This is a genomic window from Sulfitobacter sp. 15WGC (assembly GCF_005068605.1).
GTDB lineage: Bacteria > Pseudomonadota > Alphaproteobacteria > Rhodobacterales > Rhodobacteraceae > Sulfitobacter > Sulfitobacter faviae.
In genome coordinates, this window is sequence record NZ_SZNL01000002.1 from 84,030 (window position 1) to 109,317 (window position 25,288).

Annotated in this window: 27 protein-coding genes; all 27 read right to left on the minus strand. The window is 63.0% G+C overall.

Annotation, left to right across the window (positions count from 1 at the left end; genetic code table 11):
• Nucleotides 1-14: 14 nt before the first annotated feature.
• Complete coding sequence (locus tag FCK22_RS01965) at nucleotides 15-1,577, minus strand: NADH-quinone oxidoreductase subunit M (RefSeq protein ID WP_067268150.1); 1,563 nt, start codon at nucleotides 1,575-1,577, stop codon at nucleotides 15-17.
• Nucleotides 1,577-3,709 carry an NADH-quinone oxidoreductase subunit L gene (gene nuoL, locus FCK22_RS01970; RefSeq protein WP_067268148.1) on the minus strand — a complete coding sequence of 711 codons (2,133 nt, stop codon included), beginning with the start codon at nucleotides 3,707-3,709 and terminating at the stop codon, nucleotides 1,577-1,579. Before nuoL ends, FCK22_RS01965 begins: the two co-directional genes overlap by 1 nt.
• A 4-nt stretch (nucleotides 3,710-3,713) precedes the next feature.
• Nucleotides 3,714-4,019, minus strand: coding sequence for an NADH-quinone oxidoreductase subunit NuoK (gene nuoK / locus FCK22_RS01975; protein ID WP_007119508.1), 306 nt, complete (start codon nucleotides 4,017-4,019; stop codon nucleotides 3,714-3,716).
• A 261-nt stretch (nucleotides 4,020-4,280) separates the two neighbouring features.
• Nucleotides 4,281-4,883 (minus strand): NADH-quinone oxidoreductase subunit J, encoded by a 603-nt coding sequence (locus FCK22_RS01980; RefSeq protein WP_067268146.1) that lies wholly within the window; start codon nucleotides 4,881-4,883, stop codon nucleotides 4,281-4,283.
• Entirely contained in the window at nucleotides 4,880-5,296 is a 417-nt protein-coding gene (locus FCK22_RS01985) for a carboxymuconolactone decarboxylase family protein (RefSeq protein WP_093926559.1), read from the minus strand. Before FCK22_RS01985 ends, FCK22_RS01980 begins: the two co-directional genes overlap by 4 nt.
• Entirely contained in the window at nucleotides 5,293-5,790 is a 498-nt protein-coding gene (gene nuoI, locus FCK22_RS01990) for an NADH-quinone oxidoreductase subunit NuoI (protein WP_136720170.1), read from the minus strand. The genes FCK22_RS01985 and nuoI overlap by 4 nt, the downstream gene beginning before the upstream one ends.
• 1 nt (nucleotide 5,791) lies before the next feature.
• Nucleotides 5,792-6,832, minus strand: coding sequence for an NADH-quinone oxidoreductase subunit NuoH (gene nuoH, locus FCK22_RS01995; protein WP_067263452.1), 1,041 nt, complete (start codon nucleotides 6,830-6,832; stop codon nucleotides 5,792-5,794).
• A 6-nt stretch (nucleotides 6,833-6,838) separates the two neighbouring features.
• Complete coding sequence (locus FCK22_RS02000) at nucleotides 6,839-7,213, minus strand: hypothetical protein (protein WP_067263450.1); 375 nt, start codon at nucleotides 7,211-7,213, stop codon at nucleotides 6,839-6,841.
• Between the two features lie 5 nt (nucleotides 7,214-7,218).
• Entirely contained in the window at nucleotides 7,219-9,234 is a 2,016-nt protein-coding gene (gene nuoG, locus FCK22_RS02005) for an NADH-quinone oxidoreductase subunit NuoG (protein ID WP_067263436.1), read from the minus strand.
• Between the two features lie 4 nt (nucleotides 9,235-9,238).
• On the minus strand, nucleotides 9,239-9,637 hold the full coding sequence (locus tag FCK22_RS02010; RefSeq protein WP_331618848.1) for a DUF5333 domain-containing protein: 399 nt from the start codon (nucleotides 9,635-9,637) through the stop codon (nucleotides 9,239-9,241).
• Between the two features lie 132 nt (nucleotides 9,638-9,769).
• Nucleotides 9,770-10,096, minus strand: coding sequence for a hypothetical protein (locus tag FCK22_RS02015; protein WP_067263430.1), 327 nt, complete (start codon nucleotides 10,094-10,096; stop codon nucleotides 9,770-9,772).
• A 138-nt stretch (nucleotides 10,097-10,234) separates the two neighbouring features.
• Nucleotides 10,235-11,530, minus strand: a complete 1,296-nt coding sequence (nuoF, locus tag FCK22_RS02020; protein WP_067263428.1) for an NADH-quinone oxidoreductase subunit NuoF — start codon at nucleotides 11,528-11,530, stop codon at nucleotides 10,235-10,237.
• Between the two features lie 5 nt (nucleotides 11,531-11,535).
• Entirely contained in the window at nucleotides 11,536-11,769 is a 234-nt protein-coding gene (locus FCK22_RS02025; RefSeq protein WP_067263425.1) for a DUF5337 domain-containing protein, read from the minus strand.
• Between the two features lie 18 nt (nucleotides 11,770-11,787).
• A complete protein-coding gene (locus FCK22_RS02030) occupies nucleotides 11,788-12,660 on the minus strand; it encodes a hypothetical protein (RefSeq protein WP_067263422.1) in 873 nt (290 codons plus the stop codon).
• A gap of 92 nt (nucleotides 12,661-12,752) precedes the next feature.
• A complete protein-coding gene (locus tag FCK22_RS02035) occupies nucleotides 12,753-13,904 on the minus strand; it encodes an NADH-quinone oxidoreductase subunit E (RefSeq protein WP_067263419.1) in 1,152 nt (383 codons plus the stop codon).
• 79 nt (nucleotides 13,905-13,983) lie between these two features.
• Entirely contained in the window at nucleotides 13,984-15,228 is a 1,245-nt protein-coding gene (locus FCK22_RS02040) for an NADH-quinone oxidoreductase subunit D (RefSeq protein ID WP_067263416.1), read from the minus strand.
• Nucleotides 15,228-15,401 carry a hypothetical protein gene (locus FCK22_RS18825; RefSeq protein WP_169306047.1) on the minus strand — a complete coding sequence of 58 codons (174 nt, stop codon included), beginning with the start codon at nucleotides 15,399-15,401 and terminating at the stop codon, nucleotides 15,228-15,230. Before FCK22_RS18825 ends, FCK22_RS02040 begins: the two co-directional genes overlap by 1 nt.
• A complete protein-coding gene (locus FCK22_RS02045) occupies nucleotides 15,401-16,030 on the minus strand; it encodes an NADH-quinone oxidoreductase subunit C (RefSeq protein WP_136720172.1) in 630 nt (209 codons plus the stop codon). Before FCK22_RS02045 ends, FCK22_RS18825 begins: the two co-directional genes overlap by 1 nt.
• A 101-nt stretch (nucleotides 16,031-16,131) precedes the next feature.
• A complete protein-coding gene (locus tag FCK22_RS02050) occupies nucleotides 16,132-16,746 on the minus strand; it encodes an NADH-quinone oxidoreductase subunit B (protein ID WP_231886322.1) in 615 nt (204 codons plus the stop codon).
• Nucleotides 16,737-17,102, minus strand: coding sequence for an NADH-quinone oxidoreductase subunit A (locus tag FCK22_RS02055; RefSeq protein ID WP_067263411.1), 366 nt, complete (start codon nucleotides 17,100-17,102; stop codon nucleotides 16,737-16,739). Before FCK22_RS02055 ends, FCK22_RS02050 begins: the two co-directional genes overlap by 10 nt.
• Nucleotides 17,103-17,264: 162 nt before the next feature.
• Nucleotides 17,265-18,047, minus strand: a complete 783-nt coding sequence (locus FCK22_RS02060) for a crotonase/enoyl-CoA hydratase family protein (protein WP_067263407.1) — start codon at nucleotides 18,045-18,047, stop codon at nucleotides 17,265-17,267.
• 1 nt (nucleotide 18,048) lies between these two features.
• Nucleotides 18,049-18,903 (minus strand): hydroxymethylglutaryl-CoA lyase, encoded by an 855-nt coding sequence (locus tag FCK22_RS02065; protein WP_067263404.1) that lies wholly within the window; start codon nucleotides 18,901-18,903, stop codon nucleotides 18,049-18,051.
• A gap of 31 nt (nucleotides 18,904-18,934) precedes the next feature.
• Nucleotides 18,935-19,603 carry a glutathione S-transferase family protein gene (locus tag FCK22_RS02070; protein ID WP_067263402.1) on the minus strand — a complete coding sequence of 223 codons (669 nt, stop codon included), beginning with the start codon at nucleotides 19,601-19,603 and terminating at the stop codon, nucleotides 18,935-18,937.
• Entirely contained in the window at nucleotides 19,600-21,540 is a 1,941-nt protein-coding gene (locus FCK22_RS02075; protein ID WP_067263400.1) for an acetyl/propionyl/methylcrotonyl-CoA carboxylase subunit alpha, read from the minus strand. Before FCK22_RS02075 ends, FCK22_RS02070 begins: the two co-directional genes overlap by 4 nt.
• 80 nt (nucleotides 21,541-21,620) lie before the next feature.
• Complete coding sequence (locus FCK22_RS02080) at nucleotides 21,621-23,225, minus strand: carboxyl transferase domain-containing protein (protein WP_067263397.1); 1,605 nt, start codon at nucleotides 23,223-23,225, stop codon at nucleotides 21,621-21,623.
• Nucleotides 23,222-24,727, minus strand: a complete 1,506-nt coding sequence (locus FCK22_RS02085; RefSeq protein ID WP_067263395.1) for an AMP-binding protein — start codon at nucleotides 24,725-24,727, stop codon at nucleotides 23,222-23,224. The genes FCK22_RS02080 and FCK22_RS02085 overlap by 4 nt, the downstream gene beginning before the upstream one ends.
• Before the next feature lies 1 nt (nucleotide 24,728).
• The coding region (locus FCK22_RS02090; protein ID WP_136720198.1) for an NAD(P)H-dependent oxidoreductase at nucleotides 24,729-25,288 on the minus strand (560 nt) is incomplete at its 5' end.

A 25,288-nucleotide genomic window follows, 5' to 3' on the forward strand; every position in this document is an offset into this window, starting at 1 on the left:
GCGCCAAGTCCTTCTTAATGCGAGGCATCGGCGGTCTGCACGGCGGTATCAGCCGCCTCCAGCGCCATGTCGTAATTTTCAATCAGGGCCGCCACGGAGGGCCCGATCATGTCCAGCACCAGCGCCGGGTAGACGCCGAGGATCAGGGTCATCGCCACCAGCGGGGCAATGATCCATTTCTCACGCGGGGTCATGTCAGTGATCGCCTTGAGGCTTTCCTTGATCAGGTCACCCATCACCACGCGGCGGTAGAGCCACAGCGCGTAGGCCGCGGAGAAGATCACCCCGGTCGTCGCCACAGCTGCCACCCAAGTGTTCACTTGGAAAGTCGCCATCAGCGTCAGGAATTCACCCACGAAGCCCGATGTGCCCGGAAGGCCCACATTGGCCATGGTGAAGAACATGAAGACCAGCGCATAGGCGGGCATCCGGTTCACCAGACCGCCATAGGCGTCGATCTCACGGGTGTGCATCCGGTCATAGATCACGCCAACGCTGAGGAAGAGCGCGCCAGAGATGAAACCGTGGCTGATCATCTGGAAGATCGCCCCATCGACACCCTGCTGATTGGCCGCAAAGATGCCCATGGTCACAAAACCCATATGCGCGACCGAGGAATAGGCGATCAGCTTTTTCATGTCCTGCTGCACCAGCGCCACCAGCGAGGTGTAGACGATGGCGATGGCCGACATCCACAGGATCAGCGGCGTCATCACCTCGGCCCCCACTGGGAACATCGGCAAAGAGAAGCGCAGGAAGCCGTAGCCGCCCATCTTGAGCAGGATCGCCGCCAGCACCACGGAGCCTGCGGTCGGCGCCTGAACGTGGGCATCGGGCAGCCAAGTGTGCACAGGCCACATCGGCATTTTCACCGCGAAGCTGGCGAAGAAGGCGAGGAACATCAGCGTCTGCATGCCGCCGACGATCTGGATGCCCAGAACCTCAAAGCTCTCGGAGCCGAAGTTATGCGTGAGCAGGCTGATCTCGCAGCCGCCGATGCAGGTTGTGCCCGCTTCGGTGAACATCGCCACCATCGCGACCAGCATCAAAACCGAGCCGAGGAAGGTATAGAGGAAAAATTTGAAGCTCGCGTAGATACGCTCTTTCCCGCCCCAGATGCCGATGATCAGGAACATCGGGATCAGGCCCGCTTCGAAGAAGAGGTAGAAGAGCACCAGATCCAGCGCCATGAAGACGCCCAGCATCAGGGTCTCCAAAAGCAGGAAGGCGATCATATACTCCTTGACGCGATGCTCGACGTTCCAGCTTGCCGCGATGACCAGCGGCATCATGAAGGTCGTGAGCATCACGAAAAGGATCGAGATGCCGTCGACGCCGAGGCGGTATTTCAGGCCCAAGAGCCAGTCGGCCTCATCCACGAATTGGAAATCGGTGTTCGACGGGTCGAACTCGAACAACACGAAAAGCGAGATCAGGAAGGTGACCGTCGTGGTGATGAAGGCCAACCATTTCGCATTGCGCCCGGCGGCAGCATCATCGCCCCGCAGGAAGATCGCAAGGATCAACGCTGCGAATGCCGGAATGAATGTGATGATTGAAAGCAGATGCGTGTCCATCAGTTCGCTCCTCCGCTCATCGTCATCCATGTCACCAGAACGGCGATGCCGATCACCATGGCGAAGGCATAGGTGAAGATATAGCCCGTCTGAGCCTTACCCGCGAGGCGGGTGAAGAAGGGGATGATCCCCATGGCGACGCCATTGAGCGTGCCGTCGATCACAGTGCCATCGCCGCGTTTCCACAGGAACCGGCCGATCGTTTTGGCAGGACGCACGAAAATCACGTCGTAAACCTCATCAAAGTACCATTTGTTTTTCAGGAACAGGTAAAGCGGGCGTTGGTTTGCCGCCAGCCGTCCCGGGACGGTCGGGCTCCAGATATAGAACCACAGGGCCATGACCAGACCGGCCAGCATCGCGATGAAGGGCGAGACCTTGACCCATTTCGGCGCGGCGTGGGCGTCTTCCAGCACATGGTTGTCGGGTGCGAAGTAAAGCGCCCCCTCGCCCGGCGCACCGCCGAAGGCTTCGTGATGGGTGCCTGCGTCTTGGTGGCCTTCGACCAGCGCATCGGCGCCATGGTCGCCATCGACCGGGCCAGTTGCGCCGTGGTCATCCTCGGCCCCTTCGACATGATCGTCGCCGTGCCCTGCCATCTCGGCCATCGGGATGCCGTAGAACTTGCCGACCTGATCCGCGTGACCAAAGAAGCTGCCGTACCAGATCATCCCGGCAAAGACCGAGCCGAGCGCCAGAACGCCAAGCGGGATCAGCATGACCATCGGGCTTTCATGCGCATGCTCATGCGTGTGCTTGTTGCCGCGCGGCTTGCCAAAGAAGGTCAGGAAGATCAGGCGCCAGCTGTAGAAGCTCGTCATCGCCGCAGCGATTACAAGAAGCCAGAAGCCATACATCGACCCACCGCCCCAAGCGCTCTCGATAATCGCGTCCTTCGACAGGAAGCCCGCGAAACCGATATGCGTGAGCGGAATGCCGACGCCGGTGATCGCCAGCGTGCCGATCATCATCGCCCAGAAGGTATAGGGGATCTTTTTGCGCAGACCGCCGTAGTTGGTCATGTCCTGCTCATGGTGCATCGCATGGATGACCGAGCCCGCGCCCAAGAAGAGCATCGCCTTGAAGAAGGCGTGCGTGAAGAGGTGGAACATCGCCGCCGAATACATGCCCACGCCCGCGGCCACGAACATATAGCCAAGCTGCGACATGGTCGAATAAGCAATGACGCGTTTGATATCGGTCTGCACAAGGCCGATGGTCGCGGCAACAAAGGCAGTAGTGGCGCCGATCACGGTGACAAAGGCCATCGCCTCGGGCGCGAATTCCATCACAGGCGACATGCGGCAGACAAGGAAAACACCCGCTGTCACCATGGTCGCGGCGTGGATCAGCGCCGACACAGGCGTCGGGCCTTCCATCGCGTCAGGCAGCCATGTGTGCAGGAAAAGCTGCGCCGATTTACCCATCGCGCCGAGGAACAGCAGGAAGGCGATCAGGTTCGCCGCGTTCCAGTCGTTCCACAGGAAGGTGACAGACTGTTCGGCCAGATCGGGTGCGGCGGCAAAGATATCGTCAAAGCGGATCGAGTCCGTCAGCATGTAAAGGCCAAAGATACCCAGCAGGAAGGCAAAGTCCCCCACCCGGTTGACCACAAAGGCTTTCATCGCCGCGGCATTGGCCGACGGCTTGCGGAAGTAGAAGCCGATCAGCAGGTAGGAGGCCACGCCCACGCCTTCCCAGCCAAAGAACATCTGCACGAGGTTGTCGGCGGTCACCAGCATCAACATCGCGAAGGTGAAGAAAGACAGATAGGCGAAGAACCGAGGGCGATAGCTTTCGTTATCGCGGAAGTTTTCGTCATGGGCCATGTAGCCGAAGGAATAGAGGTGTACGAGGCTGGACACCGTGGTGATAACGATCAGCATGATCGCGGTCAGACGGTCGAGCCGGATCGCCCAATCTGTGCTCAGCGTGCCACTTTCAATAAAGCGCAGGATCTGAATTTGCTCGGCTGGGCCGTCCAGCGTCAGGAAGACCACCCAAGACAGGAAGGCGGCAAGGAACAGCAGCCCGGTGGCGATCCACTGGGCAGCCTTCTCACCGATGATCTTCCAGCCGAAACCGCAGAGGATGGCACCCACCAGCGGGGCGAATAGGATCGTGGTTTCCATTGCCTCAGCCCTTCATCACGTTGACATCTTCCACCGCGATCGAGCCACGGTTGCGGAAGAAACAGACCAAAATGGCGAGGCCGATGGCGGCCTCGGCGGCAGCGACGGTAAGCACGAAAAGCGTGAAGACCTGCCCCGTCAGATCACCAAGGAAGCTGGAAAAGGCAACGAGGTTGATGTTCACCGCGAGCAGCATCAATTCGATGCTCATCAGCAGAATGATCACGTTCTTGCGGTTCAGGAATAGCCCGAAGATGCCGATGACAAACAGCGTCGCCGCCACTGTCAGGTAATGCTCAAGTCCGATCATGTCGTCCCTTACGTTCCCGCCCCTTGATGGGCTTTGGTCGCGCCCCATCTGAGGGGGCTTTTAGTATCACTTTGCCCCGGCTGCCACCGGGATTGCCGAAGCTTTAGCCGATAAAGCTGTAGCCGCCGAAAAACACGACGATCAACACCACGACCAGTACCACGATTGTTGTTCTCGACATTTCGACGTCCCTTCTCTCTCTTGGTTCAGCCGTTCTCTTTCAAAGAGCACGGCCCCGGAATTTTCAAAAAATTCCGTTAGTTAAAGGCCCTGCCCCGACTTCACGTCGCGCAGCTCCATCGCCTTGGCCGGGTCCCGCATCATCTGGGCCACCACATCTTGGCGCTTCACATCCTTACGATGACGCAGTGTCAGCACGATCGCCCCGATCATCGCCACCAGCAGGATCAGACCCGCCAGTTGGAACAGCAGGAAGTAACGATCATAGAGCAGCAGGCCGAGGGCTTCGGTGTTGAACCGCGCGGGATCAATCGCATTGGCCCGCAGGCTCTCTGCCGCCGCGCTCTGCTCCCATGCGCCAAAGGCCATGACGAATTGCATCAGAATCACCAGCCCGATCAGCAGCGCCAGCGGCATGTAGCGCGCCATCTCGGCCTTGAGTTCGGCGAAGTCCACGTCAAGCATCATGACGACGAAGAGGAAGAGCACCGCCACCGCGCCCACATAGACGATGACCAGCAGCATCGCCACGAACTCCGCGCCGAGCAGAACAAAGAGCCCCGCCGCCGAAAGGAAGGACAGGATCAGCCAAAGCACCGAATGCACCGGGTTGCGGCTGATCACCGTAAACAGCCCGCCGGTGATAACGCTGATCGCGAAGAGGTAAAATGAAAAGACCGTCATGCGCCGTCTTCCTTCTTGGTATCTTTTTCTTCGTCGAGGACCGATTGAGCCAGTTCCAAGGCCCGGGTCATCGCGGGAAGCCCGGCAAAGACCGACATCTGGCTGATCGTCTCGACGATATGTTGTTTCGTGGCCCCCGCCTCGCGCGCGTGGCGCACGGTTTGGCGAAGGGCCATGTCATTCTGCGCGCCCTGCATGGTCAGCCCAGCAAGGGTCAAAAGCAGCCGCGTCCGCGCGTCCAGCCCGCCCTTGTTGACCGTGTCGCCGAACCAGAAATCCATCATTTCCTTCGGCATGGTGCCCATCATCGCCTCGAACCCTTTAGGCGAAAAAGCATCCATCGCTGGAAAGGCTTTCGCCATCTCCTGCGCTTGCTTCATCATCGCATCAAAAGGGTTCTTGGGGTCGCTCATCTGTAGGGCGCGTCCATTTCGAGGTTGCGGGCAATCTCAGCTTCCCAGCGTTCGCCGTTGTCCAAAAGCTTGGCCTTGTCGTAGTAAAGTTCTTCGCGGGTCTCGGTCGAGAATTCGAAGTTCGGGCCTTCGACAATGGCATCCACCGGGCAGGCTTCTTGGCAGAAACCACAGTAGATGCATTTGGTCATGTCGATGTCATAGCGCGTGGTGCGGCGGCTGCCGTCTTCGCGGGCTTCGGCGTCGTCGATGGTGATCGCCTGCGCGGGGCAGATCGCTTCGCACAGCTTGCAGGCAATGCAGCGTTCCTCCCCGTTGGGATAACGGCGCAGCGCATGCTCCCCACGGAAGCGGGGCGACAGCGGCCCCTTCTCATGCGGGTAGTTCAGCGTGGTTTTTGGCGCAAAGAAATAGCGCATCCCCAGCATGAACGCCTTGGCGTAATCTGCCAGCAGGAAATATTTCGCGGCGCGGGTGTAATCAGTCGCAGCCATATCAGCCCCCTACGGTCCAGCGGGCGTAGATGCCCCAGAACCAATCGAATTTTGCAGCGAATGCCACGAAGACCACCCAGAAGAGCGAGAAGGGAAGGAAGACTTTCCACCCCAGCCGCATCAGCTGGTCATAGCGGTAGCGCGGCGTGATAGCCTTCACCATGGCGAACATGAAGAAGACCATCAGCATCTTGATGAACATCCAGAAGAAGCCATCGGGCAGGAAGGGCACCGGCGACAGCCAGCCACCGAAGAACATCAGCGACACCAGCGCGCACATCAGCACCACGGCCACCAGCTCGCCAATCATGAAGAGCAGGAAGGGTGTCGAGGAATATTCCACCTGATACCCCGCGACGAGTTCCGATTCCGCTTCCGGCAGGTCGAAGGGCGGGCGGTTGGTCTCCGCCAGCGCCGAGATGAAGAACAGGATCAACATCGGGAAATGCGGCAGGAAGTACCAGTTCAGCAGACCCCAGTCGCCATCCTGCGCCGCCACGATGGAGGAAAAGTTCATCGAACCGGTCGAGAGGATCACGCCGATGATGATCAGACCGATCGACACTTCATAAGAGATCATCTGCGCGGCGGAGCGCAGGGAGCCCAGGAACGGGTATTTCGAGTTCGACGCCCAACCGCCCATGATCACGCCGTAAACCTCGAGCGAGGAGACGGCGAAGACATAGAGGATCGCCACGTTGATGTCCGACAGGATCCAACCGTCGTTAAACGGGATCACCGCCCAAGCGATCATTGCCATGACAAAGGAAATCATCGGCGCGAGGAAGAAAACCCCCTTGTCTGCGCCCGCCGGAACCACCACTTCCTTAACAATATATTTGAGGAAGTCGGCAAAACTTTGCAGCAGGCCGAAGACGCCCACGACATTGGGGCCGCGGCGCATCATCACGGCGGCCCAGATCTTGCGGTCGGCATACATGAGGAAGGCCAGCGCCAGCAGCAACGGCACCACCAGCAGCAACACCTGCCCAACCGTCAGCAGGGCAATGCCAAGCCCGGTCGTGTAAAAGAAATCAGCCATAAGTCCTCACACCGTCGGAATGCCGCGTTCCGCGCATTGAAACGCGGTCACTTCGGCATCAATTGTCTTCAAGCCTTTGGGCAGGCTCGGCGAGATTGTGTAAACAGCATCTGCCCGCCATATGCCACCCTCTTCGCTCACATTTGTCCGCACATGACGCGCAAATCCGTAGCCCCGGATCAGCGTGTATTGCGCGGCGGCGCATTCGGCGTAGTCCGACACGTCCTGCGCCGAAAGCGCCTTGGTCATCGCCACGTTGAATTGCACCAAATCACCGTCCAAAAGCTGGGTTTCGACCCCCTTGTAATCGGGGATAAAATCCTCGGCCACCGGCACCTGCGGTTCGCAGGCGGCCAGTAGCATCAAGGGGGCCAGCGCCATTGTTCTCACTCCGCCGCCATCGGTTCGGCCCGGCGCGCGGCGGCCAGTGCCGACAGTTCCGCCATCAACTGGCTGGCCCGCGCGATCGGGTTGGAGAGATAGAAGTCACGCACCGCAGGCGCGAAAGACGCATTGCCCAGCTTGCCCGCCGGCAGCGCGTTCCATTCGTTTTCCGGCACCTCATCGACATTCGCCATATGCGGCACGGCCTCGGTCAGCTTGCGGCGCAGCTCGACGATGGAATCATAGCCCAGTTGCGCGCCCATCTCAGCCGAAAGCGCCCGGAGAATCGCCCAGTTCTCTTTCGCCTGCCCCGGGGCAAAGCCTGCGCGCAGCGCCAGCTGCGGACGGCCTTCGGTGTTGACGAAAAGCCCCGGCTCCTCGGTATAGGCAGCACCCGGCAGGATGATGTCGGCACGGTGCGCGCCGCGGTCGCCGTGGCTGCCTTGGTAGATCACGAAGGGGCCTTCGCCGATCTCGATCTCATCGGCGCCGAGGTTGTAGATCACCTCCGCCGCGTTCACGTCGTCCATACCGTTTTCGGCCACGGCACCGATGTCCATCGCGCCGACGCGCGATGCGGCGGCGTGCAAAACCATCAGCTTGCTCTTGGTCTTCTCGGCCAGTTCCATCGCTTTCGCCAGAACCGCCGAGCCATCGGCTTCGCGCAGGGCGCCTTGGCCGACGACAATCACCGAAGGTTGCTCCAGCACTTCGTCGAAGTCGCTGCCCATCAGCTTGTCGAGCGTGGCGCGGTCGTTGCCCAGATGGTGATGCGGATAGGTCAGATCAGCCGCTTCGCCGATCAGGCCGATCTCGGCGCCATTGCTCCATGCCTTGCGAATACGCGCATTCAGCACCGGCGCCTCGACGGCGGGGTTGGTGCCGATGAGCTGGATCATCTTGGCATCATCCAGATCCTCGATCCGGGCGTTGCCGACATAGCCGAAACGGTTGCCCGCGGGCAGTTTCGCGCCATCGGTGCGGCATTCGACGACACCGCCCTGCCCTTCGATCAGCTGTTTCAGGGCAAAGGCGGCCTCGACGGACGCCAGATCGCCAATGAGACCGGCAAGCTTCTTGCCCTTCATCGCGGCGGCGGCGGCATTCAGCGCCTCGGGCCAGCTGGCTTTGCGCAGCTTGCCGTTCTCGCGGATGTAAGGTGTGTCGAGACGCTGGCGGCGCAGACCGTCCCAGACGAAACGGGTCTTGTCGGAAATCCATTCCTCGTTCACGCCGTCATGGTTGCGCGGCAGGAAGCGCATGACTTCGCGGCCCTTGGTGTCGACGCGGATGTTGGAGCCGAGCGCATCCATCACGTCGATGCTCTCAGTCTTGCTGAGCTCCCACGGACGCGCGGTGAAGGCGTAAGGCTTGGAGACCAGCGCGCCCACCGGGCAAAGGTCGATGATATTGCCCGACAGGTTGCTGTCGATCAGCGCGCCGAGATAGGTCGTGATCTCGGCATCCTCGCCGCGGCCGGTCTGGCCCATGACGTGCTGGCCCGCGACTTCGGTGGTGAAGCGCACGCAGCGGGTGCAGGAAATGCAGCGGGTCATATGCGTCTCGACCAGCGGGCCGAGATCGAGATCCTCGGTCGCGCGCTTGGGCTCGCGGTAGCGCGAGAAGTCGACGCCGTAGGCCATCGCCTGATCTTGCAAGTCGCACTCACCGCCCTGGTCGCAGATCGGGCAATCCAGCGGGTGGTTGATGAGCAGGAATTCCATCACGCCTTCGCGGGCCTTCTTGACCATGGGCGAGTTGGTTTTCACGACCGGCGGCTGGCCCTCGGGACCGGGGCGCAGGTCGCGCACCTGCATGGCGCAGGAGGCGGCGGGCTTGGGCGGCCCGCCGACGACTTCCACAAGACACATGCGGCAGTTGCCCGCGATCGACAGACGCTCGTGATAACAGAAGCGCGGCACTTCGATGCCGACCTGCTCGCAGGCCTGTATGAGCGTCATCGCCCCTTCGACTTCGACTTCCTTACCGTCGATGATGATCTTGCGGATATCGCTCATAAGCTCACTTTGCCTTCAGTAACGAACCGATCCGGCTCGATTTTTGAATCTCTTCGCGTCCGAGCGCACAATAGCTTTGCGGGTCCGAAGTATCGACCCCCTTCGCCTTGAAAAACGCGGCGCCCCGCGCTCTCATGCGCGCTTTTTCAGCGTCACTATCAATATAGGCGTCGATCTCGGCGTCGGAGTAGCCCAAATCGGTCGCCTTGCCTTTCAAGTCCCAAGCCATCTTGACCGCGCGCAGCATCCGCGCGCTGATGTCGGGGCAGTTTTTGCGGATGATGTCGGCGACGCCCATGTCCAAGAGCGCATCGTCGATGGCGGCCACCTCGCGCAGCGGCGGTTTTGCGGCGACCGGTGTCACGGTGGCGGCGGTCAGGCTCAGGCCCATCACGGCGATCATCAGGGTGCGCATATCAATTCTCCTTCATGCAGCGGGCCGGAAGGGCCCGTCTGACAGATGGAGATTGCAGGCCGTGATATTCAATATCACCGCCCCCAAGGTCCGCAGGCCCGCGATATGTCGCCGATGCGATCACTGGGGGCAGCGCCCCTGAAAGGTCAGCGCCCCGCCATCGAACCGCAGCGCGCTCGCCGGGGCATCGGGGCCAAAGGTCCAGTCGATCTTCGAGTTGCCGTAGTGGCCGACACAGTATTTCACCGCTTCATAGCGCGCCGCCGCGCGGGCGCCGTCGATGGATTTGCCGGCGTCCTTGACCGTTACCTGAAAGACATCCCGCTGGCCGTCGACCTTGCGCAGTTTGGTGTTGAAATACTGCCCGTCAAAGGCAATCCGCTCGCCATCGTTGGCGCAGCCCGCCAGCAGGGCGCTGAGCGTCAGAACCGTCAAAGCATATTTCATAGACCTACTCCGCTGCGCCATGGCCCGGCCTTGCCGATCGCCCCGCGCCTGTTGTGGACAGACGCGCCTGACGCGCGCCCGCTATCGCCGCTCCTGCGTCACGCGTCAAGCCGGTGAGGCCCGCCGCCGCGCAGGGTTTCACTCTGCCGCGACCGCGCTGACGCGGCCCGTGCGCTTGTGTTTGATCCGATCTTCGATCTCATCACGGAAGTGGCGGATCAGACCTTGGATCGGCCAAGCCGCCGCATCGCCGAGCGCGCAGATCGTGTGGCCTTCGACCTGTTTGGTCACGTCGAGCAGCATGTCGATCTCTTCCGGCTCGGCATCGCCCGAGACCAGACGGTCCATCACCCGCATCATCCAACCGGTGCCTTCGCGGCAGGGCGTGCACTGGCCGCAGCTTTCGTGTTTGTAGAACTTCGACAGCCGCCAGATCGCCTTGATCACGTCGGTGGAGTTGTCCATCACGATCACCGCCGCGGTGCCGAGGCCCGAACGCTGCTCGCGCAGGTAATCGAAATCCATGATCGCGTCGCGCATGTCCTTGCCGGGGATCAGCGGCACCGACGACCCGCCGGGGATCACCGCCTTGAGGTTGTCCCAGCCGCCGCGAATGCCGCCGCAATGGGTCTCGATCAGCTCTTCAAAGGAGATCGACATCGCCTCTTCGACGACGCAGGGGTTGTTGACGTGACCCGAGATCGCAAAGAGCTTGGTGCCCGCGTTATTGGCGCGGCCAAAGCCCGCGAACCACTCAGGGCCACGGCGCAGAATCGTCGGCACCACGGCGATGGATTCGACGTTATTCACCGTGGTCGGGCAACCGTAAAGGCCCGCGCCCGCCGGGAACGGCGGCTTCATCCGTGGCATGCCCTTCTTGCCTTCGAGGCTTTCCAGCAGCGCGGTTTCCTCGCCGCAGATATAGGCGCCGGCACCGTGGTGCAGGTAGATGTCGAAGTCCCAGCCCGAGCCAGAGGCGTTCTTGCCCACCAGACCAGCCTCATAGGCTTCATCAATCGCGGCCTGCAGGGCTTCGCGCTCGCGGATATACTCGCCGCGCAGGTAGATGTAGCAAGTATGTGCGTTCATCGCGAAAGAGGCGATCAGGCAACCTTCGATCAGCGTATGCGGATCGTGGCGCATGATCTCGCGGTCCTTGCAGGTGCCCGGCTCGGATTCGTCGGCGTTGACCACAAGGTATGCCGGGCGGCCATCGCTTTCCTTCGGCATGAAGGACCACTTGAGCCCCGTGGGGAAGCCCGCCCCGCCCCGGCCCCGCAGGCCAGAAGCTTTCATCTGGTCGACGATCCAGTCGCGGCCCTTTTGAATGATCCCGGCGGTGCCATCCCAATGGCCGCGCGCCTGCGCGCCTTTCAGGGTGCGGTCATGCATGCCGTAGATGTTGGTAAAAATGCGGTCTTTGTCCTGAAGCATGATGCCTACCTTTGGTTCTCACGGCTGGCCCGGCGGGCCTGCCACATTTGATATATCACGACCATCGCCCAGAAAAGCGCGGCCAGTGCAGCAAAGTCGAAGAGCAGCGCATAACGCCCCGGCAGGCCAAGCGCCGGGCCGGCCCATTGCATGGCCAGCCACAAGCACATGGTCACGGCAATGACCAGCCCTGCGGTGCGGCCCTTGCGGGCAAGCGCTCTGTCTTCGGCTTCGCTCATGTCTCTCTCTTACCCCGATCAGCCCTCGGCCTTGCCGCCACTGGCAAGTGCCTTGGCCTGACCGATCCAATCGTCGCGCCGGATACGGCCCTTGAAACGCAGACGGGAATCGACCCAGTCGATCTCTTCTCCCTCAAGTGCCGCAATCTGGTCGAAATGGAAGATGCCCAATTCATTCAGCGTCTGTTCCAGCTTCGGCCCGATGCCGCCGATCCGCTTGAGGTCATCCGCCCCGCCCGCACGCGGTGCGTCCAGCAGCGCGGGTTTGCCATCGGTCGATGCGCCGCCTGTCGCCCCTTTGGGCGTGGTTTCGACGGTCTCTTCCGGGGTGGTCACCACCGCGGGCGCTTCTTCGGCTTCGACAACCTGTTCCGGGGTGGCTTCGACGGCGGCTGTGTCAGCCAAGGGCGGCGTCGGCGTTGTTTCCTCGGAGGTTCCGACGGGCTCTTCCTCGCCCGCCACTTCGGCCACGGCAACATCATCCGGCGCGGCCTCAACGGCAGCCGTATCGGCCACGGGCGCATTCGGCGGTGTCTCTGCCACAGGCTCAACCGGCGCGCTGGCCTTTCGCGCAGCCCCGATGCCTGCGTCACCGGCAGGGACCGTGTCCACCGCTGGCGAGACGCTGTCCGATGCTGTCGGTGCCGCTGCAACCGATGCTGCTGCCGCGCTGCGGGTGTTGTCTTGCGGTGCGGCGGCTGGCGCGTCTTTGCACAGCAGGGTCATCGCCAGATAGCCCACAATCACCGCCACCAGCACACCGGCCATAATGGACATCAACAGACCCCAGATGCCGAAAGCGAGCAACAGGAATGCCACCAGCAAACCGACACCGGCACCCAGCCACCAGCAGCGCTTGGTGCAGGCTTCTCGTTCCGAAATATCCGTCATGACTGTCCTTCTCTCCCTTGATGCGGGCGATGCGGCTTATGGCTCTGCGGGGTGGTGTGGGTGCCGTCCTTGGCCCGTTGTTAATCTCCGTCTTATTCTTCTGCGAGGCGCGCGGCCTGCTCTACCCAATTGTCGCGGCTGACGCGGCCTTTGAACCCTTCGAGGTTCTGGTCGACCCAAGCGACCTCCTCAGGGCCCCATTGGGCGATCTGATCAAAGTGGTAAAAGCCCATGCCGTTAAGCATCTGCTCCAGCTTCGGACCGACGCCTTTGATCTTTTTCAGATCATCCGCCTCGCCCTCACGCGGGCCGTCCAACTGCGCGGGCTTTTGGCCGGGCGTCGCGGGGGTGTCGGTCTCGGCCTCGGCGGCATCGACGGTTTCACCCGCGGGGTCGCGCTTGGAACGCGGCTTGCTTTTCGAGGCGGCCTCGGCCTCCTGCTCCGTGATGCCGGTCTTGTCGGCGCTTTCGCCCTCGGCGGGACGCGGCTCTTCGGCTTCGACCTCTTCCACGGTTTCAGGCTGCGGCGCGTCGGGCTTGCGCTGCCATGGGGTCAGCAGCGGCACCTCGGTGCCGTCGATGCGCTTGACCGTATCGCCGATATCGACCGCCGCTTGCGCGCTGGCGTTATACTGCGTGCGCCCGCTTTCGTGATCCGTGAGGCTGGTCAACCCGCCCAGAGGCTCAGAGGCATAGCGCCCGTTCTGAGGCCCAGGCACGGGCACGCGCCCCTCGCTCAACTCATCAAGAATTTCGTTCAGCCGCGCGGTGGTCAGGTCTTCGTAATAGTCCTTGCCGATCTGCGCCATGGGGGCGTTGGAACAGGCGCCGAGGCATTCGACCTCTTCCCAGGAAAAACGCCCATCCGCCGACAACTCATGCGGCTTGGCGGCGATACGCTCTTTGCAGACGGCGACCAGATCCTCGGCCCCGCAGATCATGCAGGAGGTGGTGCCGCAAACTTGGATATGTGCCACGGAACCAACGGGTTGCAGCTGGAACATGAAGTAGAATGTCGCCACTTCTAGGCCCCGGATATAGGCCATGCCCAGCATCTCCGAGACATGTTCGATCGCCGGGCGGGTCAACCAGCCCTCTTGCTCCTGCGCGCGCCACAACAGTGGGATGATCGCGCTGGCCTGACGGCCTTCGGGGTATTTGGTGATCTGCGCTTCGGCCCATTCTTGGTTGGCGGGCGTGAAGGCAAAACTGTCGGGCTGGTCAGGGTGTAGACGGCGGAGCATTAGTTCGAACCTATGGTCAGGCGGAGGCCAATGATGCCCCCGGCGTAAATTTCTTCAAAACGAGGTGACGCCAGCGGCATCACCGGTCGATCTCTCCAAAGACGACGTCCATGGTGCCGATGATCGCGGCCACATCGGCAAGCTGGTGGCCGCTGGCCACATGGTCCATCGCCTGCAAGTGCAAGAAGCCCGGCGCGCGGATTTTGGAGCGATAGGGTTTGTTGGAGCCATCGGCCACAAGGTAGACGCCAAACTCGCCCTTGGGCGCTTCGACGGCGCAGTAAACCTCGCCCTTGGGAACGTGGAACCCTTCGGTATAGAGCTTGAAGTGGTGGATCAGGCTTTCCATGTCGGTCTTCATCGCGGTGCGCGACGGCGGGGTGATCTTACCCCGGGCCAGCACATCGCCCTGCCCTTCGGGGGCGCGCAGCTTCTCGATCGCTTGCTGGATGATGTAGGTCGACTGGCGCATCTCTTCCATCCGGCAGAGGTAGCGGTCAAAGCAGTCGCCGTTCTTGCCCACGGGGATCTGGAAGTCGAATTCGTCGTAGCATTCATAGGGCTGCGCGCGACGCAGGTCCCAAGCAAAGCCCGACCCGCGCACCATCACACCGCTGAAGCCGTAGTTGAGGATGTCCTCCTCGGTCACGATGCCGATGTCGACGTTGCGCTGCTTGAAGATGCGGTTCTCGGTCAGCAGCTCGTCGATGTCGACCATGAACTTCTTGAGGAACTGTTCGCACCAAGCTTCGATATCGTCCAGCAGCGCCGGCGGCAGGTCTTGGTGGACGCCGCCGGGGCGGAAGTACGCCGCGTGCAGACGCGCGCCGCAGGCCCGCTCGTAAAAGATCATCAGGCTCTCACGCTCTTCAAAGCCCCAGAGCGGCGGCGTCAGCGCGCCCACATCCAGCGCCTGCGTGGTGATGTTGAGAAGGTGGTTCAGAATGCGCCCGATTTCCGAGAACAGCACCCGGATCAGCGAAGCACGGCGCGGCACCACCGTGTCGGTCAGCTTTTCGATGGCCAGACACCAAGCGTGTTCTTGGTTCATCGGGGCCACGTAATCCAGCCGGTCGAAATACGGCAGGTTTTGCAGATAGGTGCGGCTTTCCATCAGCTTTTCGGTGCCACGGTGCAGCAGGCCGATATGGGGGTCGCAACGCTCTACCACCTCACCGTCAAGCTCAAGCACCAAGCGCAAAACCCCGTGTGCGGCAGGGTGTTGCGGGCCGAAGTTGATGTTGAAGTTGCGAATCTTCTGCTCGCCGGACTCAAAGTCGGTCGACCCGTCGTCAAAGGCTTTTGTGCGAATGTCGCCGTCCATTACCGTTTCTCCAGTTCTTGCAGCTTCATGCCCATCCACCACAGCAGGGCGATCGTGCCCAGCGGGATCAGACAGGCCACCGCCCAGTATTTGTTGATGCCGAAGAACGGCAGCAGTTTGACCATCGGAATGGCGGTCAGCGCCGAGAGGATCAGCCACCAAAGCCCGCCCATTACTTCGCGTCCTTGCTCACATGACCGTCGGGTGCCGACTTGTCATCGCCGGGCAGGATGTAATCGGCCCCTTCCCATGGCGACATGAAGTCGAACTGGCGGTATTCCTGAACGAGGCTCACAGGCTCATAGACCACACGTTTGGCGCCTTCGTCATAGCGCACCTCGGTATAGCCCGTGGTCGGAAAATCCTTGCGCAGCGGGTGCCCGCGGAAACCATAGTCCGTGAGGATGCGGCGCAGATCCGGGTGACCGGAAAAGAGGATGCCGAACATGTCAAAGACTTCACGCTCGAACCAATCGGCACTGGGGTGCACGCCGGTGATCGAGGGCACCATGTCCTTCTCCCGCGCGGCGGCGCGCAGGCGGATGCGCTGGTTCTGGTACATCGACAGGAAGTGGTAAACCACGTCGAAACGCTTGGCCCTGCCCGGATAATCCACAGCCGTGATGTCCACCAAAGTCGAGAAGCGGCAGGTCGGATCACCTTTGAGGAACTCGACAAGCCCGGCGACATTGGCGAGTGCCACATCCATGTTCAACTCACCCTTGGTGACATCCCATCCGAGCACGCAATCGGGGCGTTTGGCTTCGATATAGGCCCCAAGTTCCTGCAGTTGTTCGCTCATCGCAAATCTTCCTTCCACGCGCCGATCAACGCCATCTCACTGTCCCGCGCCTTTGGCGCTTTGTCCTTCTGCCTGCCCCGCTGGCGGCGCAGGCGGTTGCCTTAGCGCACGATCGTCCCGGTGCGGCGGATCTTACGCTGCAACTGGAGGATACCATAAAGCAGTGCTTCCGCCGTCGGCGGGCAGCCGGGCACATAGACGTCCACCGGCACGATGCGGTCACAGCCGCGCACGACCGAATAGCTGTAGTGATAGTAACCGCCGCCATTGGCGCAGGACCCCATCGAGATCACATAGCGCGGCTCTGGCATCTGGTCATAGACCTTGCGCAGCGCCGGGGCCATCTTGTTGGTCAGCGTGCCCGCGACGATCATCAGGTCCGACTGGCGCGGAGAGGCACGCGGCGCGGTCCCGAAACGCTCAAGATCATAGCGCGGCATGGAACTGTGCATCATCTCGACCGCGCAGCAGGCCAGACCGAAGGTCATCCAGTGCAAGCTGCCCGTCCGCGCCCAGTTGATGATGTCTTCGGTCGAAGTCAGCAGGAACCCCTTGTCCTGCAACTCGGCATTCAGGCTCTGGGTGGCGAACTCAGGGTCCGGCCCCGCGCCATATTGGCCGTAGGCCGCTGGGGCGGAGGCACCGGATTTCACCCGTGGGCTTTGGTGCCCATCGCCCATCACCGGGGTGACGAGTGCGTCATCTTTTACTGCCATTCCAGCGCTCCCTTCTTCCATTCATAGGCGAAGCCCGCCGTCAGCACGCCCAAGAACACCATCATCGACCAGAAGCCCACCATGCTCACCTCTTTGAAGGCCACGGCCCATGGGAAGAGGAAGGCGATTTCGAGGTCGAAGATGATGAAGAGGATCGAAACCAGATAGAAACGCACGTCAAACTTCATCCGCGCATCGTCGAATGCGTTGAACCCGCATTCATAGGCCGAGACCTTCTCCGGGTCAGGATTGCGCACGGCCACGACCACAGCGGCGAGGATCAGCACAAGGCCAAGGCCAATCGCCACGGCCAGAAAAACGAGGATGGGCAGGTATTCCCGCAGCATGTCGTCCAAGGGGATGCTCCTTTCGCGGTGCGCGGCATGAGGCAAAGGCCAAAAGCCCGCGCAGACAAACTTGGAACGGGTTTAACTCTGCCCGTGGGTAGGGTCAACGGGCCAAGCCCGGTTAATGCCGCCCACGGGCCCGCAATAGAGCCATTTCGCCAAAGCCTTGAGCTAGACCACCCAAGCGGCTTTGCGCTTGTCAAAGAAGGCACCGATTCCCTCGGCGGCCTCATCGGTTTCCCAACGCGCCGCGAGGGCATCAATGGACATTTCCACCGCCTCGGGCGTGGCGATTCCACCCAAGTCTTGCGCCAGCTTCTTGGCCGCTGCCACCGCCCCCGGCGCGCAGGAGAGGTAAGGCACGACCTCGGCCTCGACGGCCGCGTCCAACTCATCCGCCGGAACGGCGCGGGCCAACAGCCCCAGATCGACAGCCTCCGCCGCATCGAACAGACGCGCGGACATAAAGACCCGCCGCGCGCGCCCCTCCCCCATCCGCGCCAGCACATAGGGCCCGATGGTGGCCGGGATGATGCCCAGACGGGTCTCGGTGAAGCCCATCTTCAACGTATCGACCCCCACGGCCACGTCACAGACCGAGGCCATGCCGACGCCGCCGCCGAAGGCATTGCCCTGTAGCTTGCCAATCACCGGCTTCGGCAGCGCGTTGAGCGCGCCCAGCATCGTCGCCAGCTTACCCGCCTCCGCCGAGCGTGTCTCGGCATCCATGTCGCGCTGGTCGCGCATCCAGCCCAGATCGCCGCCGGCGCAGAAGGATTTGCCCGCCCCGGTCAGCACCACGACACGCACCGCGTCATCCTCGGCCAGCTCGCCCGCCGCCGCGGTCAGGTCGGCCAGCATCTGCGCCGACATGGCGTTGTGTTTCTCCGGCCGGTTGAGGGTGAGCGTCGCCACCCCGCGCGCGTCGGTTTCGATCGTCAAAGTCTCGTACATGTCAGCCTCGCATTGCCCGTGCCATTTCGGCGGCCTCCAGCACCACCGCCTGATCGACGCCGGTGTCGTAGCCAAGCGCCGTCAGATGTTCGTTCACCGCCTCGGTGGCGACATTGCCCGCCGCCCCCGGCGCATAGGGGCAGCCGCCCAAGCCACCGACCGCTGCGTCGAAGACCCGCAGGCCCATCGACAATGAGGCGTCGATATTGGCCATCGCCCGCCCGTGGGTGTCATGGTAATGCCCCGCGAGCCGCCCCGCCGGCACCACGTCGCGCACCGAAAGCAGCATCCGCGCGATGCTGTCGGGCGTGCCCGCGCCGATGGTGTCGCCCAAGGAAATCTCGTAGCAGCCCATCGCAAAGAGCTTGTCGGCCACGCGGGCTACGTCGCCGGGATCGACCTTGCCGTCATAGGGGCATTCCACCACGCAAGAGACATAACCGCGCACGGGAATGTCCACGTGCCGGGCCTGCTCAAGGATGGGGGCGAAACGCTCGAAAGCCTCGTCGATGCTGGCGTTGATGTTCTTCTGGCTGAACCCTTCGGAGGCAGAGGCGAAAATGGCGATCTCGTCGGCCTTCGCGGCCAGCGCATCTTCATAGCCGCGCATGTTCGGTGTCAGCGCCGCATAGCGCACGCCCTCCGCGCGGGAGATCTGCTCCAGCACCTCGCCCGAACCGGCCATCTGCGGCACCCACTTGGGGCTGACGAAACTGGCGCATTCGATGCGGGCAAAGCCCGCTTGGCTCAGCTTGTCCACCAGCGCGACCTTCTCGGCAACGGGGATCTCGCGTTTCTCGTTCTGCAGACCGTCCCGTGGGCCGACCTCGAAAATCTCACATGGTCCAAGGCTCATTGGCCGTTTTCCTTCCCTGTGTGGGCCATGGTCATTCAATCGGCCATGGCGCGTAGAAATCCTTCTCGTAGAGCTTCGCCCCCTCGGGCAGCGCCTGCGCGAAGCTCTCGCGCTCCGTGATCCGTTCATACCACGCCGCGACCGAGGGGTGGTCATCCAATTTCACGAAATGCCGCGCCATGTAGACCGCCTGCCCGACCGAGATGTCGGCAGCCGAAAAGCCGGAGGTCAGCAGGTAGTCGCGGTTCTCCAGCGGCGTCGAGAGCCGTGCCTCCAGCGCGTCGTAGCACTTGCCGATCCGCGCCGCCTCGAGCTTCATCACGATGGGGCTGCGCATGTGATCCTCGCGCAGGGCGATGTGCTGCTGGGTGAGTGCCGCCGTGTGCTGGCTGATGGTCTCGGCGAAATGCACCCAGACCAGCCAAGCCATGCGGTCCGGGCTGCCGACCGAGCGGCCCATGCGGTCGGGGCTGTAGCGCTCGCAGAGGTACTGGGTGATCGCCCCGGTCTCAAACATGCGCTCGCCGTCGATCTCCAGCGCCGGGACCCGGCCCGCGGGCGAGAGCACGAGGTATTCCGGGTCGCGTAGGCTGCGGTCGAAGGCATGCATCTTGACCTGAAACTCCACGTCGTCCAGCTCATGCAGCAGCCAGAGCGTGCGCATCGAGCGGGTCTGCGGGCAGTGGTGCAGCGTGATCATGCGCCCTCCTCGGCTTCCAGACGCACCAGCGCCGCGCCGGCCTCGACCTGATCGCCGGCCTCTGCCAACACCTCGGCCACCACGCCGTCGCGCGCGGCGAGCAGCGAATGTTCCATCTTCATCGCCTCCAGCACCGCCAGACGGTCGCCCTTGGCAACGCTCTGGCCGACCTCGGCGTCGATCGCGCGGACGAGCCCCGGCATCGGCGCTTCGACGATATTGCCGTCACCATGGGCGGCGGCGGCGCGGGCCAGCGGGTCGATCACGTCAAAGGCGATGCCATAGGCATCAAACACCGTGACCACGTCGCCGGCGACCGAGACCGCAGGCGCTATATGGCCGTCGATCTTCCAGCGCCCCGCGATGCGCTCGGCGCGCACCTCGTGATCGCCCACGGTCCAAAGCTGCACGTCTTCTGAGAGCACCCGCACTTTAAGCAGATGCTCCTCGCCCTCGCGGCCTAGCATCACCTGATGCCGCAGGGGCCGCCAAAGGTTGAACCCGGCCTCCGCCTGCGGCTGGTCCAGCCCAAGTGCTGCCATCCCGGCCAGCGCGACATGCCGCCCCGGCACCTCGGGCTGCGCGGTCAGCGCCTCGATGTCGCGCGCGATCAGGCCGGTATCCACCTCGCCCTTGGCGAACCCCTCGTGCTCGGCCAGCGCGCCGAGGAAGGCGAGGTTGGTGACCGTGCCGCCGACTTCACATCCCTTCAGCGCCGCGCGCATCCGCGACAGCGCCACGTCGCGCGTCGACCCATGCACGATGACCTTGGCGATCATCGGATCGTAGAAGGGGCTGATCGTGTCGCCCGCCCGCACGCCGCTGTCGGCGCGGGTCTGGGGGGTGAAGGACAGATGCGTGAGCGTCCCGGTGGCGGGCAGGAAACCCTTCGGCACGTCCTCGGCATAGAGCCGCGCCTCAAAGGCATGGCCGTCTATCGTGAGTTCATCCTGCCGCTTCGGCAGCGCTTCGCCCGCCGCGACCCGCAATTGCCATTCCACCAGATCGACCCCGGTCACCAGTTCGGTCACCGGATGCTCCACCTGAAGACGCGTGTTCATCTCCATAAAGAAGAACCCGTCGGTCGAAAGCCCGCCCGAGCCGTCGACGATGAATTCCACCGTCCCCGCCCCGGCATAGCCAATGGCCTCGGCCGCGCGCACCGCCGCTTGGCCCATGGCGTCGCGCATCTCTTCCGTCATGCCCGGCGCGGGCGCCTCCTCGATCACCTTCTGGTGGCGGCGCTGGAGCGAGCAGTCGCGTTCGAACAGATGCACCGCATGGGTGCCGTCGCCAAAAACCTGCACCTCGATGTGGCGCGGCTTGGTGACGAATTTCTCGACCAGAACGCCCGGGTTGCCGAAGGCGGTCTTGGCCTCGGAGCGCGCAGACTCCAGTGCCGCCTGAAAGCCCCCGGCCTCCTCGACCAGACGCATCCCCTTGCCGCCGCCCCCGGCGACCGCCTTGATCAGCACCGGATAGCCGATCTTCTCGGCCTCGCGCGCCAGCAGCGCATCGTCCTGATCCGCCCCGTGATAGCCCGGCACGACTGGCACGCCCGCCTCGACCATCAACGCCTTGGCGGCGTCCTTGAGCCCCATGGCCCGGATCGCCTGGGCCGAGGGCCCGATGAAGGTCAGCCCCGCGGCCTCGACCGCCTCCACGAAATCGGGGTTCTCGCTGAGAAACCCGTAGCCCGGATGGATCGCCTGCGCGCCGGTATCGCGCGCCGCTTGGATGATCACATCGCCCTTCAGATAACTCTCCGCCGGTGCCGAGCCGCCGATATGCACCGCGGCATCTGCCATGGCGACATGTTTCGCGCCCGCATCCGCGTCCGAATACACCGCCACGCAGCGCACCCCCATGGCCTGCGCCGTTTCCATCACCCGGCAGGCGATCTCACCCCGGTTCGCAATCAGGATCGTGTCAAACATGCCCTACCCTTTTCATCTCTTTCTGGCTCCAAATATGGCGCGCGTTCCGGGGGGGGGGGTCCCCCGGAGCCGCGCGGCGATCACATCCGGAACAATCCAAATTTCGTCGGCTCGATCGGCGCGTTCAGGCTGGCCGAGAGGCTCAGGTAGAGCACGTCGCGGCTTTTGCGCGGATCGATGATCCCGTCGTCCCACAGCCGTGCCGAGGCATAAAGCGGGTGGCTTTGTTCCTCGAACATATCAATCGTCGGCTGTTTGAAGGCGGTCTCTTCCTCCTCGGTCCATGTCTCGCCCGCGCGTTCCATCGCGTCGCGCTTGACGGTGGCCAGAACGCCCGCCGCCTGCGCGCCGCCCATGACGGAAATGCGGCTGTTGGGCCATGTCCAGAGGAACCGCGGCCTATAGGCGCGCCCCGACATGCCGTAGTTGCCCGCCCCAAACGAGCCGCCCACCAGCATGGTGATCTTGGGCACATTGGTGGTGGCCACCGCCGTCACCATCTTGGCGCCGTGGCGCGCGATGCCCTCGTTCTCGTATCTGCGGCCGACCATGAAGCCGGTGATGTTCTGCAAGAAGACCAGCGGGATGTTGCGCTGGCTGCAAAGCTCCACAAAATGCGCGCCCTTCTGGGCGGCTTCGGAAAACAGCACCCCGTTGTTGGCGATGATGCCGATGGGGCAGCCCTTCACATGGGCAAAGCCGCAGACCAGCGTTTCGCCAAAGCGGGACTTGAACTCGTCAAAGCGGCTGCCGTCGACCAGCCGCATGATCACCTCGCGGATGTCATAGGGCGTGCGCAGGTCGGCGGGCACGACGCCCAGCATTTCGGCGGGGTCATAGGCTGGCTCTTCGGGGCTGGCCCAGTCCACCGTCTTGGGCTTGCTCTTGTTAAGCTGCCCCACAGCGCGGCGCGCCAGTGCCAGCGCATGGGCGTCGTCCTCGGCCAGGTAATCCGCCACGCCCGAAAGACGCGTGTGCACGTCACCGCCGCCGAGGTCTTCGGCGCTGACCACCTCGCCCGTCGCGGCCTTCACCAGCGGCGGGCCGGCGAGGAAGATCGTGCCCTGTTCCTTCACGATGATCGTCACGTCCGACATCGCGGGCACGTAAGCGCCGCCGGCGGTGCAGGAGCCCATGACCACGGCGATCTGAGCGATGCCCTTGGCGCTCATCCGCGCCTGATTGTAGAAGATCGCGCCGAAATGGTCGCGGTCGGGGAAAACCTCGTCCTGGTTGGGCAGGTTCGCGCCGCCCGAGTCCACCAGATAGATGCAGGGCAGATGGTTCGCCTCGGCGATCTCCTGCGCGCGGAGGTGTTTTTTCACCGTCATCGGGTAATAGGTGCCGCCCTTCACGGTGGCGTCGTTGCAGACCACCATGACCTCGTGGCCCTGCACCCGGCCAATGCCCGCGATAACGCCTGCACAGGGCGCGGCACCGTCATAAAGCCCATGCGCCGCCGTCGCTCCGATCTCCAGAAACGGGCTGCCGGGGTCGAGAAGGTTCGCCACCCGCTCACGCGGCAGCATCTTGCCACGGCTTTCATGCCGCGCGCGGGACTTCTCGCCACCGCCCAAAGCGGCAGCTTCGGCGGCCTCTCGAACCTCGCTCAGGGCTTTCAGATGCGCCATCTCGTTGGCCTTGTAGGCATCCGAGGATGGCAGGGCTTGGGATGTCAGTTTCATGTTACGTCCTCATTCTCTCGCGCCGCCAGACGCTTCAATTCCTTGCGGATCACCTTGCCGGTGACGGTCATGGGCAGGTCCTGCACGAAAGCGATCTCGCGCGGGTAGGAATAGCTGGCGAGCCTTTCCTTCACCCAGTCCTGCAGTTCCTTTGCTTCGACCTCCGCATCCGGTTTCAGCACCACATAGGCCTTCACGATCTCGGTGCGGAGCGCGTCGGGCTTGCCAACCACGCCGCAGGTCGCCACGGCAGAATGCGTAAGCAGGCAATCCTCGATCTCTGCCGGGCCGATGCGGTAGCCGGCGGAGGTGATCACGTCATCCTCGCGTCCCACGAAGCGCAGGTAGTCGCCCTCCCAGATGCCGCGGTCGCCAGTGAGCAGCCAGTCGCCGTGGAACTTGGCCGCCGTCTCCTCGGGCCGGTTCCAGTAGCGCAGCATCAACGACGGCGCGCCTTTGCGCACCGCCACGTCGCCTTCCGCATCGGTGGGCTCTCCGTCCGCATCGAGCACGGCGATCTCGAAGCCGGGCACCGGCTTGCCGATGCAGCCGGGCTGGGCGGGGAAATCCACGCCGCAGCTGGAAGCCACCATGTTACATTCGGTCTGGCCGTAGAACTCGTTGATCTCGAGCCCAAACGCTTCCCGACCCCATGCCAGCATCTCCGCTCCCAAAGGCTCGCCGCCGCTGGCGACCGAGCGCAGGCCGGGCAAGGATACATCAGCGGCCTTAAGCATCCGCAGCGCAGTCGGTGGGAAGAACACATTGCGCACCTCGCCTTTCGCGATCACCTCGGCGCAGCCCTCGACGGTGAACTTGGGCATCCGGGTGGCCACCACCGGCACGCCAAGCGCCAGCGCGGGCATCGCCACGTCGAAAAGCCCGCCGATCCACGCCCAATCCGCCGGGGTCCAGAGGCAATCGCCCGCCTGCCCCAGATGGTCATGACTGACCGACACGCCCGGCAGATGGCCCGAGAGCACCCGGTGCCCGTGCAACGCGCCTTTCGGCGTGCCGGTGGTCCCGGAGGTGTAGATTAGCACGGCGGGGTCTTCGGGGCCGACCTCGGCGAAGTCCACCGCCTCGCCCGCCACGCCCGCCTCCGCCGCGATCCACGGGGTGGCCAAATCGCCGAGCAGTTCCGCGCCTTCCGCATCGGTCAGCACGATCTCGCAGCCTGCGTCGCCCACGCGGCTGGCCAGCGCGTCCCGTTTGAACAGTTTGAACAGCGGCACCGAGATCGCGCCGATCTTCCAGATCGCCAGATGCGCCGCCGCACACCAAGGCGACTGGCTGAGCAGCACGCCGACGCGGTCACCGGGCGCGACCTGCGTTTTCAGCGCGCGGGTCAGACCGTCGACCATCTCGTGCAGCGCGCCGTAGCTCACGTCGCGCCGTTCTGTAGCGGTCAGATCGATGATCGCCAGTGCATCATCGGGCTGGGCGAGGCATTGCGCCGCCATGTTGCCCTGCCAGATGGGCCAGTCGCCTTCGTTCTTCATATCAGCTTCGGTACTCCGGATTTTCGAAATCGAACCGCGCGCCCGCGTCCCAGGCGTTGCGGTCGTTGCCCTCACGCGGGTAGCCGCCCGCGTGTTTCAGCATCCGTGCCAGATGCAAGGCGTTCCATGTCATGATCGTGGTGTTGCGCTGCGTGAACTCGTTATCGAAACCCGCGCGCTTGCCGTCCACCTCATCGCCGTAAGACGGCCCCGGCCCGGCCTCGCCAATCCAGCCACAATCGGCCTGCGGCGGGATCGTGTAGCCAAGATGGTTCATCGCGAAACCGGTGGTCATGGCGACATGTTTGATACCGTCCTCGTTGCCCGTCACCACGGTACCGCCGACCTTGCCGTAGAAGACCGACTGGCCCTTGTCGTTGAGCTCGCCCGACATCGCATAGAGCCGCTCGATCAGCACGCGGCAGGTGCTGCTTTCCTCGCCCAGCCACAAAGGCGTACCGATGATCAGAATGTCGGCGGCCAGCACCTTTTGCCAGATCGCGGGCCAGTCGTCGCGGTCCCAGCCGTGTTCGGTCATGTCAGGATAGACGCCGGGTGGCA